17 protein-coding genes are annotated in these 16,926 nt (G+C 47.0%); 7 read left to right on the top strand and 10 right to left on the bottom strand.

Annotated elements, in window-relative coordinates; all coding sequences use genetic code 11:
- The first annotated feature begins 46 nt into the window (after positions 1-46).
- From HP570_RS26825 to HP570_RS26815, 3 genes are all read left to right on the top strand, one after another.
- Entirely contained in the window at positions 47-2,008 is a 1,962-nt protein-coding gene (locus tag HP570_RS26825) for a beta-propeller domain-containing protein (protein ID WP_173627730.1), read from the top strand.
- Between the two features lie 80 nt (positions 2,009-2,088).
- Positions 2,089-2,775 carry a tetratricopeptide repeat protein gene (locus HP570_RS26820; protein WP_012685860.1) on the top strand — a complete coding sequence of 229 codons (687 nt, stop codon included), beginning with the start codon at positions 2,089-2,091 and terminating at the stop codon, positions 2,773-2,775.
- A 108-nt stretch (positions 2,776-2,883) separates the two neighbouring features.
- Positions 2,884-3,531: a SurA N-terminal domain-containing protein gene (locus HP570_RS26815; RefSeq protein WP_254495494.1), complete on the top strand. Its 648-nt coding sequence runs from the start codon at positions 2,884-2,886 to the stop codon at positions 3,529-3,531.
- Positions 3,532-3,583: 52 nt separating this feature from the next.
- On the opposite strand, the gene HP570_RS26810 is transcribed toward HP570_RS26815, so the two are convergent.
- The 9 genes from HP570_RS26810 to HP570_RS26770 all read right to left on the bottom strand — a co-directional run bounded on the left by HP570_RS26810 (position 3,584) and on the right by HP570_RS26770 (position 12,865).
- Complete coding sequence (locus tag HP570_RS26810) at positions 3,584-4,273, bottom strand: MBL fold metallo-hydrolase (RefSeq protein ID WP_173627729.1); 690 nt, start codon at positions 4,271-4,273, stop codon at positions 3,584-3,586.
- 106 nt (positions 4,274-4,379) lie between these two features.
- Positions 4,380-5,168 carry an ABC transporter ATP-binding protein gene (locus tag HP570_RS26805; RefSeq protein WP_012685857.1) on the bottom strand — a complete coding sequence of 263 codons (789 nt, stop codon included), beginning with the start codon at positions 5,166-5,168 and terminating at the stop codon, positions 4,380-4,382.
- Positions 5,169-5,261: 93 nt separating this feature from the next.
- Positions 5,262-5,699, bottom strand: a complete 438-nt coding sequence (locus tag HP570_RS26800; RefSeq protein ID WP_012685856.1) for a hypothetical protein — start codon at positions 5,697-5,699, stop codon at positions 5,262-5,264.
- On the bottom strand, positions 5,696-6,526 hold the full coding sequence (locus HP570_RS26795) for a DUF3100 domain-containing protein (protein ID WP_012685855.1): 831 nt from the start codon (positions 6,524-6,526) through the stop codon (positions 5,696-5,698). The genes HP570_RS26800 and HP570_RS26795 overlap by 4 nt, the downstream gene beginning before the upstream one ends.
- A 27-nt stretch (positions 6,527-6,553) precedes the next feature.
- Positions 6,554-7,729: an amidohydrolase gene (locus HP570_RS26790; protein ID WP_173627728.1), complete on the bottom strand. Its 1,176-nt coding sequence runs from the start codon at positions 7,727-7,729 to the stop codon at positions 6,554-6,556.
- A gap of 276 nt (positions 7,730-8,005) precedes the next feature.
- Entirely contained in the window at positions 8,006-8,464 is a 459-nt protein-coding gene (locus HP570_RS26785; protein WP_173627727.1) for a hypothetical protein, read from the bottom strand.
- Between the two features lie 157 nt (positions 8,465-8,621).
- Positions 8,622-10,154, bottom strand: coding sequence for an amino acid permease (locus HP570_RS26780; protein ID WP_173627726.1), 1,533 nt, complete (start codon positions 10,152-10,154; stop codon positions 8,622-8,624).
- A 4-nt stretch (positions 10,155-10,158) separates the two neighbouring features.
- Positions 10,159-10,302: a hypothetical protein gene (locus HP570_RS26775; RefSeq protein ID WP_173627725.1), complete on the bottom strand. Its 144-nt coding sequence runs from the start codon at positions 10,300-10,302 to the stop codon at positions 10,159-10,161.
- A gap of 145 nt (positions 10,303-10,447) precedes the next feature.
- Entirely contained in the window at positions 10,448-12,865 is a 2,418-nt protein-coding gene (locus HP570_RS26770) for an EAL domain-containing protein (RefSeq protein WP_173627724.1), read from the bottom strand.
- Positions 12,866-13,055: 190 nt separating this feature from the next.
- On the opposite strand from HP570_RS26770, the gene uvsE reads away from it, so the two are divergent.
- On the top strand, positions 13,056-13,982 hold the full coding sequence (uvsE, locus tag HP570_RS26765) for a UV DNA damage repair endonuclease UvsE (protein ID WP_173627723.1): 927 nt from the start codon (positions 13,056-13,058) through the stop codon (positions 13,980-13,982).
- On the opposite strand, the gene HP570_RS26760 is transcribed toward uvsE, so the two are convergent.
- Positions 13,941-14,261 (bottom strand): hypothetical protein, encoded by a 321-nt coding sequence (locus HP570_RS26760; RefSeq protein WP_064199756.1) that lies wholly within the window; start codon positions 14,259-14,261, stop codon positions 13,941-13,943. The genes uvsE and HP570_RS26760 overlap by 42 nt on opposite strands.
- A 56-nt stretch (positions 14,262-14,317) precedes the next feature.
- On the opposite strand from HP570_RS26760, the gene HP570_RS26755 reads away from it, so the two are divergent.
- The 3 genes from HP570_RS26755 to hutH all read left to right on the top strand — a co-directional run bounded on the left by HP570_RS26755 (position 14,318) and on the right by hutH (position 16,920).
- Complete coding sequence (locus HP570_RS26755) at positions 14,318-14,878, top strand: hypothetical protein (RefSeq protein WP_254495492.1); 561 nt, start codon at positions 14,318-14,320, stop codon at positions 14,876-14,878.
- A gap of 6 nt (positions 14,879-14,884) precedes the next feature.
- On the top strand, positions 14,885-15,076 hold the full coding sequence (locus tag HP570_RS26750) for a hypothetical protein (protein WP_173620847.1): 192 nt from the start codon (positions 14,885-14,887) through the stop codon (positions 15,074-15,076).
- Between the two features lie 329 nt (positions 15,077-15,405).
- Entirely contained in the window at positions 15,406-16,920 is a 1,515-nt protein-coding gene (gene hutH / locus HP570_RS26745) for a histidine ammonia-lyase (RefSeq protein WP_173627722.1), read from the top strand.
- Positions 16,921-16,926: the final 6 nt, after the last annotated feature.

Below are 16,926 nucleotides of genomic sequence, written 5' to 3'. Positions count from 1 at the left end.
TACCGACAGCAAATTTTGGCAAGAAGCAGATATGAGGGGGATTAAAATGAAAAGAACATTTGCCGGGCTTCTCGCCTCTGTGATGGTGGTGACCGCTATACCCTTCCTGTTCACGACAGGTACAATTGCGGAGCCAACCGTTCAAGCCGCAGCAACTACAGAAGAGTTGCCAGTAGTCGGTTCCTATGCGGAGCTAAAAAAGCTCATCCAATCATCTGACTTGGATAGCTATCATTACGGCACCTTGGAAACGACTGCCGCTATGCCAGTAGCCGCACCTAGCACAGCCAACAAAGTAGCGGACACTTCCGGCGGCGCTGCTCGCGGTGATTTTTCCACAACGAACACACAAGTGCAGGGCGTCGATGAAGCAGATATCGTCAAATCAGATGGAACTTATCTTTATCAATCCACGCAAAATGAAGTGCGCATCATTAAAGCGTATCCAGCGACCGAAATGAAGGTCGCAAGCCGTATCAGCTATGACAATGGAAAATTCGTACCACAAGAAATGTACGTAGACGATCGCAGACTCATCGTTATCGGGCAAGCGGATGAGAACATCTCCTATCCTCCTGGTATCGCTTCCAAAAGAGGCATCCCCCGTTTCCAAAGCATGCAGTCCGTGAAAACCATGATCTACGATATTACGGACAAAAAACAACCGCGGCTCATTCGTCAACTGGAGCTGGAAGGCCAGTACATGTCGTCCCGCAAAATCGGCGCGAGCTTGTACGTGACAGCCAACCATTACATGGATGCGTATCGTATCATGCAAGAGAAAGCAGAAGTGCCAGGCCCAACATATAAAGACAGCGCCCATCATAACCAATACCAAACCATTCCCTACAGCGAGATTCGTTACTTCCCGGATCACTTTCGTCCAGAGTATTTGATCGTCATTGGCGTGAATCTGGATGATTCGAAACAAAAGATGTCACTGAATACGTACCTTGGTGCTGGTGAGAACATCTATGCATCCACCAAAAATCTGTATGTAGCCGTCACGCAGAACAATGCCCAGCCAGTAGCCGTTAAGCAAAAAGGAGTGACAGCTCCTTTGATTGCCCCTCCCCTTGAGTCAGATACAACCATTTATCGATTTGCCATGAATAAGGGTGCCATTCGATTTACAGGAAAAGGGTCGGTGCCTGGACGCATTCTGAACCAGTTTTCCATGGATGAAAACGACGGTTATTTCCGAATCGCCACCACGAGCGGGAACATGTGGCGGGACGATGAGCTTACGTCCAAAAACAACTTGTATGTGCTGAACAATAAACTTGAGGTATTTGGGAAGCTGGAAGGCATCGCTCCAGGAGAACGCATTTATTCGGTCCGTTTCATGGGAGATCGTGCCTACATGGTCACCTTCAAAAAAGTCGACCCGCTGTTCGTTCTCGATCTGAAGAAGCCTTCTGCACCAAGCGTACTAGGTGCCCTGAAAATTCCAGGTTACAGCGACTATTTACACCCGTATGATGAAAACCATATCATCGGTTTTGGCAAAGACGCAGAATCAGATAAAGACTGGGCGTACTACCAAGGGATGAAAGTTGCCCTCTTTGACGTCAGTGATGTAACGAAACCGAAGGAAAAGTTCAAGACTGTGATCGGGGACAGAGGAACGGATTCCGAGCTGTTGCGCAATCACAAGGCTCTGCTGTTCTCCAAAGAAAAAAATCTGCTCGCCTTTCCTGTATCCGTCCACGAACGTACGGCTGAACAAAAAGCCAAAAACGATATGCGCGAGTATGGCCACTTTACTTTCCAAGGTGCCTACGTCTATCAGCTTGATCTACAAAAAGGGTTTCAGCTGAGAGATCAGATCACCCATCTGTCGAAGGAAGATGTTGCGAAAGCAGGCGAAGGCTGGTACGACAGCTCCAGTAACATTAAGCGGATTCTCACGATTGGCGACACACTCTATACCGTTTCAGACGATTACGTCAAAACGCAGCAGCTCTCTGCATCCAAAAAGGAGAATATCTTGCCATTGGCGAAATAGCGGTAATGCTCTGTCATGCGGACAGGTTCTGTGCTAAGATGGGTTAATAGATGCAGCGTATATAGAGAGGGTGTCACTACGTGGAGTATTTGAGTTTTAATTTGACATCAACGCTGGCAGGGATTGCGGCTGTGCTGTTGGTTATGTTTATTCGCCTGCACTGGCCCTTCCGCTTTCAGTACATGGCCAATCTGTTCAAACGCCGTTTGAATATTCGATTGCGCTGGCTGGAGGCTTCCTATCGGAAGAACCGTTCCCGTGCTGTCGCTATGCTGGATAAATCAACCCATGAGATCATGCTTGGCAATTATGAAATGGCCGAAAAATATATCGTTCAAGGAATCAACGTCTGCAAGGAACGACCAACGTTATTCAATCAAGCGATGATTCACTACTTGTTTTACAACCTGGCGATCGTTTACTATTCCTCCGAACGATACAACGAATCATTGGAAGTGGCGTTTCGTATTTACCAGCGTGATCAGGGAATGACTGATTCCTTAGCGCTTATTGCCTGCTCGCACGCCCGCCTGGGTGAAGTGGAGAGTGCGATAGAAGCTTACCAGCTAATCGCAAGCAAACGATCGGCAAAAGACTGGAAGCTCTTCTGCTTGGCAGAGATTGAAGCTGCCAAAGGAAATTATGAGCGAGCCCTTTCCTATCTGAAACAATTGATGGACAAATCAGCTAGTCTTGTGCATCTGAATCACTCCGTACTGGAAAAACGCTTGGAAGAGTGGAAAAAAGCCTCTACACAAGCCAGCTAATTGATTGACGACCGCACATTGCTTTATGTGTGCGGTTTTTATTTTCCGCTTCCCGTAACGCTGCTCTACGCACAGTCGTATTACTATCAAGAAAGCGAGGTATTTTTCATGAAAAAATTCAATGTATCTATACTTGCTGCCTCAGCACTTGTACTCGGTCTCGCTGTAGCGGGCTGTACACCTGGAAAAGATTCTGCATTCTCTGCAGATAACCCTGTTGCCAAAATCGGTAATGTGACAATTACGCAAGAGCAAATGTACGACAAATTGAAAAAAGATGCCGGTAAGCGTGTCATGGCTGATATCATCACCTTGGAGCTGTACAAACAGGAAGGCGCTGCACGAGGAATAACTGTAACCGATCAAGAACTCGATGCACGTGTGAACCCAGTTAAAGAAAAAATGGGATCACCAGAAAGATTCCAACAGTATTTGAAGGATAAGCAAATGACTGAGCAAGAGCTCCGTGAAGGCGTGCGCTCTGTTATGTTGCGGGACAAGCTGTTCGAGAAGGATAACCCGATCACTGAAGAACAAATCAAAGAATACTATGAGAAAAACAAAGATAAGTTCGAGGGAACATTTGAAGAAGCTCGCCCGAAAGTAATCGAAAAAGTAAAATCCAGAAACAAACGAAATAATATGGATAAATGGATCGAAGAATTGTATAAAAAGCATAACGTCCAAATCATGGATAAAGATTTGGAAAGCGAAAAACAAGTGGATGAAGAAGATACAACACCTTCCAGCAAGTAATGCAAAAAGACTTGTGCTAGCCGTCAATGCGCGGCGCACAAGTCTTTTTTCGTTACGGACGAGCAATCGCAATCAGCTCTTGCAAAAACTCCTTGATTTCGCCATGAAGAATGGGGCCATGACCAGTAGCTAAATACTCAATGGGCCAATCCTGCAAAATCTCCAAGCCCCCCGTAAACTCCGCCGCTCGCTCTGGTTCACGCGCTACCCATTGCTTCAATTGTTCTTGATAAGCTGCCCGGCAGTCCACTTCTCCACCAACGATTTGGCCGAGTTCTGTGTTTTCAAAGCATAAATGATCGCCAACAAAGCATATTTTCGACTGGGGATCAAAAAAGGCAACGGAGCCTTCTGTATGAAAAGAAAGCTGTCGGAAACGCAGGGACGGCAGATCCCCCCCACTACCTGTAAACGTATGGCCGAATAGCGTCTGTGAAAAATCATCCAGTTCGTAATAATCGTCGAGGTGAATCCAATTGTTACGAGAAGGGAACATATCGGCATTTCCAATATGATCAGCATGTCGATGAGTGAAGTAGACATATTCCGTTCGATCTGGCTTGACCCCGATCTCTTCCAACGCCTGTTGAAAAAATGAGCGTTGCTTGCGCTGGTGAGAATCAATCAATACAAAGGCATTCCCTTGTTTGATCACATAGCTGTTCACGTAGCTATTCCACGCTTCCTCATAGGTGATGATCGCCCAGGTGGAGTCTGTGATTGGTGCAATCACATTGTTCATGCCTCCATCTCTCCTCTCCTCCCAGATACAATTTCTTATTGTTATTATACACAATCATGCACAACCGTGCTGACTCGTGCCCAAACTTATCCAACGCACTACATAATCACACGGTCGCCTCTTCCCCTAAGCTGACCCAAGATCTTCCTTGCGAGCGTTGAATGTGAACAGGTACGCCGAAAAAGCTTGTCAGACGTTCCGCCGTTAGGACCTCATCGGTTTTTCCAGCCTGGTCAACTTCCCCCGCTTTTAGCAGCAAAGTATGCGTGAAGCAAGGCAAAATTTCTTCGATGTGATGGGTGACATAAATGAGAGTGGGTCCGTTAGGCTGCTTGGCAATTTGTTCAATCATGGCCAACAGCTGTTCTCTTGAAAGGAGGTCCAGCCCAGTGCAAGGCTCGTCTAGGATGAGTAAGCGAGGGGAAGCCATCAATGCGCGAGCAATCAGTACTTTTTGTCTCTCCCCTTGCGATAAAGCCGCAAAAGGTCTGTTTTTCAGTGCACGGCATCCAAATGTATCGAGTAAATCCGACGCTTTCTCTACATCCGCCTCTTCAGGAACGGAATACAAGCCGATGGTTGCCTCCCGTCCACTCAAGACGACACGGAGTGCAGTTTCATGCTCATGAAGCTGTGCCATCAACGCTGTGCTTACCCAGCCGATTGATTTACGCACCTCGCGCAAGTCGACGGTTCCATAAAGGTTGCCTAATACACTGACCTCCCCCTTTGTCGGCCATACATAACCACAAATGATTTTCAACAGACTGGTTTTACCAGAGCCATTTAACCCGACTAAACACCAATGCTCCTTGTCTTGTACTTGCCAGGCAATGTCTCGCAGAATGGTTGTTTCATCTCTTTGCCAGGTAACCTTTCTTACATCAATGACCATACTCTCTCCACTCCTGACTCTCACAGTTTTATGTGAAAAGAACCTCCATGGCATATGGAAGCACACGGAGGCCCTAACCCAAAAACAGTTTCGTTAAAATTTACCTTGAATCTTGAAGACAATCTCCGCAAACAACGTAGCGAAGAGGAACGTGCCAGTAAAGACGACGAGAGACACGACTACGATACGCCAGCTAAGCTGTTTGAATAGATGAACATCTTTTCCGAGTGACAGACCTGCATAGGCGAGAATCGGTGTGGCCAATGCGAGCAGATTGATCTTGGCAATCGCAGCAGCCGTATATTCATTCCCTGGGAAAAACGGGGATGTCGCAAGCATCGCAAACAAAGAAATCCATACAATGACGGGAGATTTGAACGGCAGGATGCGCGTGAAGCCCATTCCAATCAGCGTAATGACCGCCAAGAGCAAAATACCTGGCAAAGAATCCATGATTGGTACTTTATAACCGATCCAGTTACCGATGAGAGCAATGAAGCCGATGATAAAAATCGTCAAGATTTGATTCATGCGCTTTTTCTCCCCCCTTCTGCTGCAGAAGAAGCGCTTTTACGTCCAATGATAGGCTCAAGCCATGCATACAGCTTTTGTGTAACCGGCAAGGAGAAGAAGATACATACGTACGTTCCGACGATACTCATCATCAAATTTGCCGCTCCAGAATAAAAGGCAATGTCTTTTTGCGCTTCCGGGAAAATAACAGCCAATGAGCCTGTAGCTGCTGCCATCATACTACCAGAACCAACTGCGGCTCCCATCGCCAGTGAAATCGGGTGAAACAACCCGCTGCTTCCTAAAATACTTGCAAGAATCGACATATAAATGGCACCAAACAAGGTTCCGCAAATATAGACGCCCAGCGCGCCGCGAGCTTCGGCAGAGTTTCCTCCAAACTTTTCTACAATGATCGCCAAGTTTGGTTCGCGGTCCAGAGAATAAGTCGCCCCAATTGCTTCACGCTTCAGACCCAGCCACAATGCGATGGGCAGACCAAGTGCAATTGTCCCTACAATGTGTCCCATCTCTTGTACAACCAAGGATACACCAGAGCCGAGAAGCTTAGGAAGCTCAGGACCGATATTGGCTCCCAGCTTCGCAATAAAGATCAAAAACGAAACACCCAAAATATTGGCTGCGACGTTCATTTCTTTTTCACTCAAGAATTTAAACTTAGGCCAACTGATTGCCCCGCCTAAAACGAGCGCGTAAAGCATCGGAAACAGAGCGATAACCCCGATGCCAATACTGATTTTTTTTGTCCCGATAAATTCTGTCAATGCGACGAGAATAAGTACGAGAAAATGCAGCTTGTACTCATTGACGCGTGCCTCTGCCATACAACATCCCCCTCATTCTATCTCGCTCTACTCCATGACGACTTTTTGAGCTGCCCGAACAAACAATTCCACGCCGCGTACCATTGCATCCTCATCAAAATCAAAGCGAGGATGATGGTGCGGATACGTGAAGCCTTTATCCGGATTGCCAGCACCCAATTGAATAAAACAGCCAGGAGCTTTTTTCAAATACTCAGAGAAATCTTCACCCGGCATCAAAGGATCAATGTAAATAATCTCTTCTTCTCCCCAACGCTCGCGGATCGTATCCTCCATCAGCTTCGTCACCTGCTTGTCGTTGACAACGGATGTGTAGCCGTGCGAGAACGTGAATTCATAACTTGCTCCATGCGCTTCGGTAATTCCTTTGACAATTCGTTCAATCCACATCGGAATATTTTGGCGAATCTGTGCATCGAAGCAGCGTGTGGAGCCCGTCAGCGTCATCGAATCTGGAATGATGTTATAAGCTGTCCCTGCATTCAGCATCGTCACCGAAATAACGACCTTGTCCAACGCACTGACGTTGCGGGATACAATTTGTTGTAGGCCAGTAATAACCTGTGCCCCAATGACGATCGGGTCAACAGATGCCTCCGGTTGCGAGGAGTGTCCACCTTTTCCTTGAATCTTGATATCGAAGCGATCTGTCGATGAAGTAAGTGCCCCATAAAGTACACCAAATTTCCCTACAGGCATGTACGATGCCAAATGAATACCGATGATCGAATCCAGTCCGTCCGCTGCACCAGCTCTTACGATTTCAGCAGCCCCACCCGGCGGCAGCTCCTCGGCATGCTGGAAGAAGAACCGAACCTCACCTTTGATTTTATCCTTGTACTGGGACAAAATTTTTGCGGCTCCCAACAGCATCGCTGTATGACCGTCATGTCCGCACGCGTGCATCACGCCAGCTTTTCCTGATGCATATGGCACATCATTTTCTTCATGGATCGGGAGAGCATCAATGTCAGCGCGAATGCCAAGAACTTTTCCTGGCTGTGATCCGATCAGTCGAGCGACCACGCTCGTTTTGGTTGGCCGCGAAAGCTCCAAATTCCCGAAAGATTCCAACGTTTCGTAAATAAATTGAGACGTCTTTTCCTCTTCAAACGACAATTCTGGATGCTGATGGAGATATCGTCGCCATGAGATTACCTGCTCAGCTACTTCATCCGCCCATTTCTTCGTTTCCAAACTCACACAATCACTCCTCTTTTTGCCTTATCCCTTAACATTTCCCGAGTCAGTTAAGTTTAGCTAAAAAAAATATCGTTTTGTGAATTCTATCACGGAACGATGAAAATAACAAATGTCCATTCCACAAGGACGAGGCTGTCGAATCCACATTTGTAGCTGTCTATTTATTTGTTATTTTAGAATTTTCCACCGATAATGTCCATGTAAAATATACTATTTGTAACAATAAAAAGATTTATGCTACTAGAGTGGGAGCTTTTCTAGAGAAAAGCTCTTGTCCTATTCCACATTTATTGCAAAAACGACAAAGCGATTCGAAAATTGCCCCAGCCAGATTTCTCCATTCCCTACCATCACGCCTTGATCATTGACAAACGTATCGGTTACCTTTTGCTGTAAAAACGCTTCCTTTACCTTCTCAGTCATGATTCGATTGTACTCTTCCAAAAATTGCTGTTCATCTCGGATAAACTGACTTTTTCCGTCTTTGTTCACTCGCAGAGGATACCTGACATGCTTGGCTACTTCTGTCTTGTCACTATTTTTGACCGCTTCTTGAAGTTTTTCAAAAAAGGCTTCGAATGCGCCTGCATTTGTAATACCCGCGACTTCATACCGATTCGAGGAGTTTCCTTCACGCACATATTTGTCATACCCACTCACCAGTGGAACCAAGCTCGTTGCTTGAGCCATCAGCACGATTCCCATTGTTAGTAGCAGCCATCTCATCCTTTTCATCGCCTACCTCCCATCTGTATTGCTATTTCCTTCCTACTGATAGCTTTTCGTCCTCTGCCATTCGTTATGCAAAACCGTCCTTCACGAAAAAAACCCCTATGCCAATACTGACATAAGGGTGGCCCTTCACATTCCGTGAGCCAGAGCTTCTTTTCCATTAGGAGTCGCGAAATTTTGCTTCCTGACGTTTTATGTCTTCCTCTGAATTGCCCAGCGCAGCTTGCGGGCCCCTGAAATGCTTCCGGTAATAAGCCAAATCCATGATCAGAAGCACCAAAAACATGGCGATCAAGGCATACCCAGCTGTTTGATTCGGCGGAATCACCATCATTATCGAGATGAAGACGATCCAAATGAGGCTCAACACATTAATGGGTTTACTCCAGTTCCCCAGATGCCAAGGACCGTAATGCTTCCACTGAAAAAGTCCCCGCGATTCAGCCCGGAGCTTGAGGTACAACGGAATCCCGTAAGCGACATATAACCCAACGACACTTACCGCCGTCAGAAATGCCAAAGTCGTATACGACGTGTTCGGATTGATGCTTTTCACGATGTAATCGAACAAGGCAAGCGCAAAGGAAAGAATGATAACCAGCCAAATTGCTTTTGCCGGCGTTCGGTATTTGGTCGAAATTTCTGCCCACTGATGGCTCCACGGCATTCCTTTGTCACGCGAAAACGCATACAACATTCGCGAAAAGGAAGTAATCGATGCCAAGCCACAGAACCACATCGCAAAGGTGACGAGCCACAGCACAACGGAACCAAATGTGCCGCCTAATGCTTCGCTAATCACATAAATAAATGCATTTTCCGCTTCACTGGCAGCCGCTGCGTTTTTGATGGATAAAGTGACAAAAGCAAGCATGATAAATCCAAAAATAAAGGAAAAGGCCACAGACGTATAAATCCCCCAAGCAGCACGAACCCGTGGATTAATCGTTTCTTCGATTGTATGCGCCGATGCATCATACCCAGTAAATGTCCACTGCGCCTGTAACAACCCAATCAAAAAAGCAATCGCGTACGGTTTGTCTGAAAAGGTTTGACCGACTTGGAAGAGGTAATCAAGCGGTTGCAGATCATGACGGGAGAAAAAAACGAGACTTCCGACGAGTATGACGACGACGCCAATATGGTACCAAGCAGAGAAATCATTTAACCGGGCAACAAGTCGAATTCCAATGTGGTTAAATGTACCGTGCAAAAGGAGTGTAATCCCGAACAGGATTAACGTAGTCGTTTCCGTTGAGGTATAGCCAAACGCACTCGCGAGCAGCGGGTCCGCAAACAAAGAGAACGAATAGTCAATACCTGCGACAATCCCGATTTGGCCGATGAGATTGATCCACGCTGTGTACCAGCCCCACCGTTTGCTGCCTAAAATAGCTGCCCAATGATACAATGCTCCGGCTGTAGGGATCGCAGATGCGAGCTCAGACATCGATGCTGCTATCAGGATGACGAATAGCGCGACCAAGGTCCATCCGAAGCCCATCATGCCAGAACCGCCATACAGTAATCCGTGCCCATACAAGGATACTGCGCCTGTCAAAATAGAGATAATCGAAAATGAGATCGCAAAGTTCGAAAAGCCACCCATATCCCTCAGTAATTCCTGCGCATAACCAAACTTGTTCAGGTGTCTCCTGTCCTCGAGCAATTGCTGTTCTTTTTCCTGCTGCATTTCGTTATCCCTCCCTCTCTGCTTGGGAACCGATAAAACTTTCATGCGCGCTTTCATCAAAGTGCCTGACGCTTTCGTTTGCCCGATACCCAATGGCAATCGCAACTCCAATGGTCAACAGCAATAAGATGACACCTAGAGCTAGCATTCTCTCCCTCATTTCGTCCTAGATGCAATTCCTAGACAAGTTAGCAGGAATAGTACATTTTACGTGCCAATTTGACAGCTATACCACCTCATTCGGCTGGCAGAAGCAAAACAAAAGAGCAACTCATGAGAGCTGCTCCTCTTGTTTAACTAACGCCTTTTTGGGCTTGCAAATAAAATGCTACGTCTTCACTCGGTAACGGTCTGCTAAATAAATAGCCTTGCACTTCTTCACACAGATGCTCCTGCAAAAACGCAAGCTCCTCCTTTGTCTCGACCCCTTCTGCGATCACATGCAGTTGCAAATGATGCGCCATGGAAATAATCGTGGACACAATGGCCTGATTGGAAGGCTGTTCGATCATGTCGCGCACAAACGAGCGATCTATTTTCAAACGATTCAACGGGAATTCTTTCAGATAGTAGAGAGAACTGTAGCCCGTTCCAAAATCGTCAATCGCAACGTGCACGCCTAATTGCTTCAGTTCCTTAAGTGCCTGTGTGGCACGGTGGACGTCAATCATGCTGCTTTCTGTGATTTCAAGCTCCAAGTATTCCGGTGCTAACCTAGTCTGGTGCAGAATCTCAGCGATCATCTGGGTAAAATCTTGTTTGAGGAATTGTCGTGCAGATAGATTGACGGCTACCCGAAGCGGCATGAGTCCCTGATCTTGCCATTGCTTGTTCTGCTTGCAGGCCGTCCGCAGCACCCATTCTCCAATCGGTACGATCAACCCGGTTTCTTCTGCTACCGAGATGAACTGGTCTGGCAAAAGTAAGCCTCGTTCAGGATGATCCCACCGAATCAGTGCTTCTACGCCAACGATTGCGCCTGATTTGGCACTTACCTGTGGCTGGTAATGCAATAAAAATTCTTGCCTGGCCAAAGCACGATTCAATTCATTTTGAATATTCATTTTGTCATTCACTGCTTGCTCCAGATTCGGTACGTACAGGTGGAAGCTGTTCTTCCCTTTGTCTTTGGCTACATACATCGCCGCATCTGCGTTCCGCATCAAGACACTTCTGTCTTGCCCATCCTCTGGATAGCGAGAAATCCCGATACTCGTCGTTATGTACAACTCGTACCCATGGATAAAAAATGCCTGTTCAATCGTCTCGTTGATTTCATTCGCCATGGAAGATACTTCTCTTTCCGTGACATCTGTCAGAATCACCATGAATTCGTCTCCGCCGAGCCTGTACACCGTTCCTTTTTTTCCTACACATTCCCGCAAACGTAAGGACGCTTCCTGAAGTAACAGGTCACCAAAATCATGCCCCAAGGAATCGTTTACCAGTTTGAAATGGTCGAGATCCAGAAACAGCACGTAAACTTGCTGATCTGTTTTTTGTGCCTCCATGATCACCTGATCCAGTTGCTGTTCGACAAAACGGCGATTCGGCAAACCCGTCAACGAATCGTGAAAAGCGAGATAATTGATTTTTGCCTCGTATTCCTTCTTATTGGTGATGTCTCTCACAATCATAAAGACCCCCGTAATCTGCTGATCGACAAATACGGGGGTATGAGTCATGTTCAGATGAATCTGACAGCCCTCGCGCGTCGTCAAGGTAATATCGCAGTTGCGCGCGTCACCTTGCACGGCATTTGCAAAATGGGTCGATATGAGCTCGGCAACTGTAGTAGTACACATCGTCATTAATTTTTTGAGTGGCAAGCTCTGCTCCTTTGTCAATCGCATCGCCGCAGGATTCATGACACTTTGCGTCCCATCGATCGAGTAAAAGATTACTCCGTCGTAATTGTGCTCAAATAGCGATTTATAGCGCTGGTCACTTTCTAGAACGCGCAAGGTCTTCCCTGCGAATTGCTTGTCCACGTATACAGAAGCCAAGGTCACGACTAGAATCAACACGCTGACAATGCCAATCATGGTAGCGATCAGCCCCGAATCATCATACGGGATCACTGCGATTGTCATGTGCTCGTGAGCGACGAATGTGGTGGCGTACATTCCAGTGTAATGCATGCCGGTAATGCTTGCCCCCATCAACAGCCCTGCAAAAATTTTACGCCAGAGACCTTCTACTGGGTCCACCGAACGCAATTGAAACGTAAGAATCAACGCAACCATCGAAAACAAGATCGCCACGAAAATGGATACAGTAAACCATAGCCAATCGTACAGAATAACGGCGTTCATCATCATCGCTGCCATCCCTGTATAATGCATTCCTGCAATACCAGTTCCAATGACAACTGATCCTGTTACCACCCTCGTCTTGGACATGGACTGTTCGCTCACGATCCATAATGTAAGCGCTGATGATAACACGGCCAAAACAATCGAGAAAAATACAATCAAGTGATCATACTCGACAGCAATCGGCAGATGCAAAGCAAGCATGGCAACAAAATGCATAGCCCAAATACCAAGCCCCATGGAGACGGCTCCAGCACATAACCAAAACACACGTCCCCTGCCTTTTGCATAATGGAGACGTGCGCCTAGATCTAATGCTGTGTATGACGCCATTGCTGAAATAAAATAGGAGAGAAAAACCAGAGTCATACTATAGGATTGGTCAAGACTATTCATTGCATTCTCCTTCAAAACCCTTTACCGAAGTCTACTCACGAGGAACGTCTGCATTTTTACGGAAAGGTTGTAGGCGTGCCTGTGACATTCTCCCATCTTATCCGTTTTATAATTCCCTGGCAAGAAGTCGACGACGTTCCCGTTTTGGAGATACTACAACAGAATGCTGCTGCAAAGGAGGGAGATTTCCTTGATCCGTATGGGCTATGCCTGCATCAGTGTAAAGACGAAAAACAATCCAAACAAAAAAACGACGGTTGCCCAAGTAAATAAATTAGATCCCCCAGCTCGATTAAAAAAGCTGCGGCAAGTTATGCAGGCAAACTTTTTCAATTTAATGGATTTACTTGCTTATAATGTAGAAAATCAGATCTTTTTGTATCGGCTTCCTTCTGAATTTGTTCCACTGGCTACTCATCCGGTAGCAGCTGAATGGGATTGGGCAAAGGAATTCGCATGGGACTTCCAAAAGGCTGGGAATTATATCCGCAATCATGGCATTCGTTTGACAGCTCATCCCGGACATTACAGCATATTGAATAGTGACAAGCCTTCTGTGCTGGAAGCGACCATTGCCGATTTTTCCTACCATGCAAAAGTGTTTGATTTACTGGGACTTGACGATAATTCCGTCTTGGTGACACATGTGGGAGGGGTATACGAAGATAAAGCCTCTTCTCTTGCTCGTTTTGCATCCAACTTCGAGCAGCTTCCTGAAAACGTGAAACGTCGTTTAGTCGTGGAAAACGATGACACTTCTTTTACCATGCGCGAGGTTCTGGAGCTGTGCGAACAGATCGGTGTGCCGATGGTGCTCGATATTCACCACCACAACTGCCATTCTGATGGCGAGGTTTGGACGGAATACCTTCCACGAATTATTCAAACCTGGGGAGAACGCACACCGAAGATGCACATGTCCTCACCTAAGTCAGCAAATGACTTTCGCGCTCATGCTGACGATATTGATCCAGAGGCGTTCCTTACATTTGTCAGTGCGCTAGCGGATTACAATGTGGACATCATCTTGGAATGTAAAAACAAAGATGATGCCCTCCTTACTTTAAGACGCGAGTTAAAGAAAAAAGGAGTCGCTGTTGAAGCATTTACGAATTGAGTATGGAAAAGGACGCCGCTTAATTAGCTGGCGTCCTTCCTCATACGCTTCAAAATGAACATCCGCAGTCACACCCACGTCCTCGTCTATGATCCCGTCTATGTCGATAATGGTATCCGGAGGAGGAGCTACTGCCACCCGAGGATGAAGATGATGAACCTCGCCCAAATGAACTGCTACCGTCATTCCATAATTGGCAACGGTCATGATAATGATGCATTCTTCGTTCATGATGCTTGTAATGTTTGCGGTAGTCCATGTATTTGCGGCGATTTTCACGATGCTCCTCGCATTTGTGGCGGAAATAATCCATCCGATCCATATGGAACTGGAATTTGAACAGGTACAACTCCAGCTCCCTTCCTATGTTTTCATTCGGTCGAGCATTTGGCCTTACATTCGGTCTGATATTCGGTCTTAGATTTGGCATCATATTTGGACTTTCATTCGGCCGCACATTCGGTCTGACATTTGGTCGTACATTCGGTCTTACATTCGGTCCGACATTTGGTCTCATGTTTGGACTTTCGTTTGGCCTTACGTTCGGTCTGACATTTGGTCTCATGTTTGGACTCTCATTCGGTCGCACATTTGGCCGCATGTTTGGACTCTCATTTGGTCGCACATTGGGTCTGACATTTGGCCTCATGTTTGGGCTCTCATTTGGCCTTACATTTGGTGAAGCGTTAGGCATCGGATTTGCCGGAATCCGGTTCGGTGGCATGGGCATTGGATTCGGTTTGAGATTTGGTGGCATTGGATTGGACGGTTTATTAGGTGGCATCGGATTCGCTGGTATCCGATTTGGCGGCATCACGTTTGGTACGTTTGGGTTAGCCAGATTGGGAGCAGGCATGATCGGTTTTTGCGGCATTGGGCGCGCAGGAATAGAATGATTCGGATTGATTGGACTTTCCGACTTGGGCTTTTCAGGAGAAGGCTTCATAGGTGACGGCATCGATGGAGACGGTAATGGCATCGCTGAAGAAGGCGGTTTCGGCATTTCTTTAGGACGCCTTGGGAGTGCGGTAGGCATAGGCGGCATCTTACGTCGCTTTTCCACGGAATTCTACACGTCCTTTCGGATGAACTAACACAGTACATGGTATGACATTTATCCAACTCAAGAGACGACTCTCGCCCAGTTTAAAAAATTGGACTAAGCCCGTTTTTTACTCTCTAGGGAAGCCGCCGTGACAAGATCATCTTGACTGCACGTAGGCATTTGATACAATGATAGCAATAGCTAAAATAATCAGACAGTTGCACATGAACGAAAGTGAGGAAGAACGTATGCCGCGACGAATGCAGGCTTACACGTTTTTATCCAATCACATACATGCTCTCGAGCGAGGGGTTAGGAGATAGTATCCTAACCCCTCGCTCTTTTCGTTCTCTGCTCTGCTAAAGGAGGAAATTACAGATGAATCAGCAAGTAAACGTTGTAAAAGTAGATGGGGATCAATTGCGTATCGAAGATGTTGTTTCCATTGCAAGAAGCGCCACCCACATCCAATTAACTGAAGAAGCATTGCATCGTGTTCGTGCTTCACGTGCCATGGTGGAGAGAATGGTATCACAGCAGGAAGTCGTATACGGAATCACTACTGGCTTCGGAAAATTTTCCGATGTCATGATCCACGATGAGGACGTAAGCAAGCTGCAAGAAAATTTAATTATGAGTCATGCCTGCGGGATGGGCGACCCTTATGCCGTTGAAGTTGTCCGTGCGATGATGGCATTGCGCATCAATGCGTTGGCAAAGGGGTATTCGGGAATTCGGGAAGAAACATTGCTTCAGCTAGTAGAACTATGCAATCGCGGGGTTCATCCGATTATTCCTCAACAAGGTTCCCTTGGTGCAAGCGGCGACCTGGCACCTCTTGCTCATATGGTACTGGTCATGCTCGGCAAAGGTGAAGCGCTCGTCAATGGCAAGCGGCTATCCGGTAAAGATGCACTGAGCGAAGTGGGCCTCTCCCCTATTCGACTCGAGGCAAAAGAAGGTCTGGCTCTGATTAACGGTACACAGGCAATGACCGCACAGCTTTGCCTCGCCTTGTATGATTCGCGAGTTCTACTTGAAAGCGCGGAATTGATTGCGGCGATGACGATTGAAGCGCTGCGTGGAATTCCAAAAGCCTTCGATCCCCAGCTCCATCTCGTCCGCCCGCATCCAGGACAGCAGGAATCAGCAAAGCGTTTGCTCCAGCACTTATCCGGCAGCAAACGAACTACTGGACAGGGTGAGCTACGCGTCCAAGATCCATACAGCCTTCGTTGCCTCCCGCAAGTGCACGGTGCAACTCGTGATACGCTTGAGTATGTATGGACTACGGTTACACGCGAATGCAATAGCGTTACCGATAACCCTATTCTTTTCACAGAAACAGGCGATGTCATCTCCGGCGGGAATTTCCACGGTCAGCCAATGGCATTCGCAGCTGATTTTCTTGCCATTGCGATGGCTGAGCTGGCAAATATTTCCGAAAGACGCACAGAACGTCTCGTCAATCCACAGCTAAGTGGCCTTCCCGGATTCTTAACCGAAAATGGCGGACTCCATTCTGGATTTATGATTACGCAATATGTTGCCGCTTCCATTGTTTCTGAAAACAAAGTGCTCTGCCATCCGGCATCAGTCGATTCGATCCCGTCATCTGCCAATCAGGAGGACCATGTCAGCATGGGTACGACTTCTGCTCGCAAGCTTCGCACGATCGTATCAAACGTCACCAAGGTGCTTGCTATCGAATATTTGGCAGCAGCTCAAGCTATCGATTTTGGTTCGGGAGATCTCGGAACAGGTACAGCAAGAGCCTATGAGCAGTTGCGCCGGGTGATTCCCCGCCTGCATGAAGACCGCGAAATGCACCCTGACCTCGTCAAGGCAGAAGAGTTGATCCACCAAGGGACACTCGCGTTTGTGAAGGAATAATCGTTC

This window comes from Brevibacillus sp. RS1.1, from assembly GCF_013284365.1.
Taxonomy (GTDB): Bacteria; Bacillota; Bacilli; order Brevibacillales; family Brevibacillaceae; genus Brevibacillus; species Brevibacillus brevis_D.
Note: the sequence above shows the minus strand (reverse complement) of the source record. Positions and strands in the feature narration are given on the sequence as shown.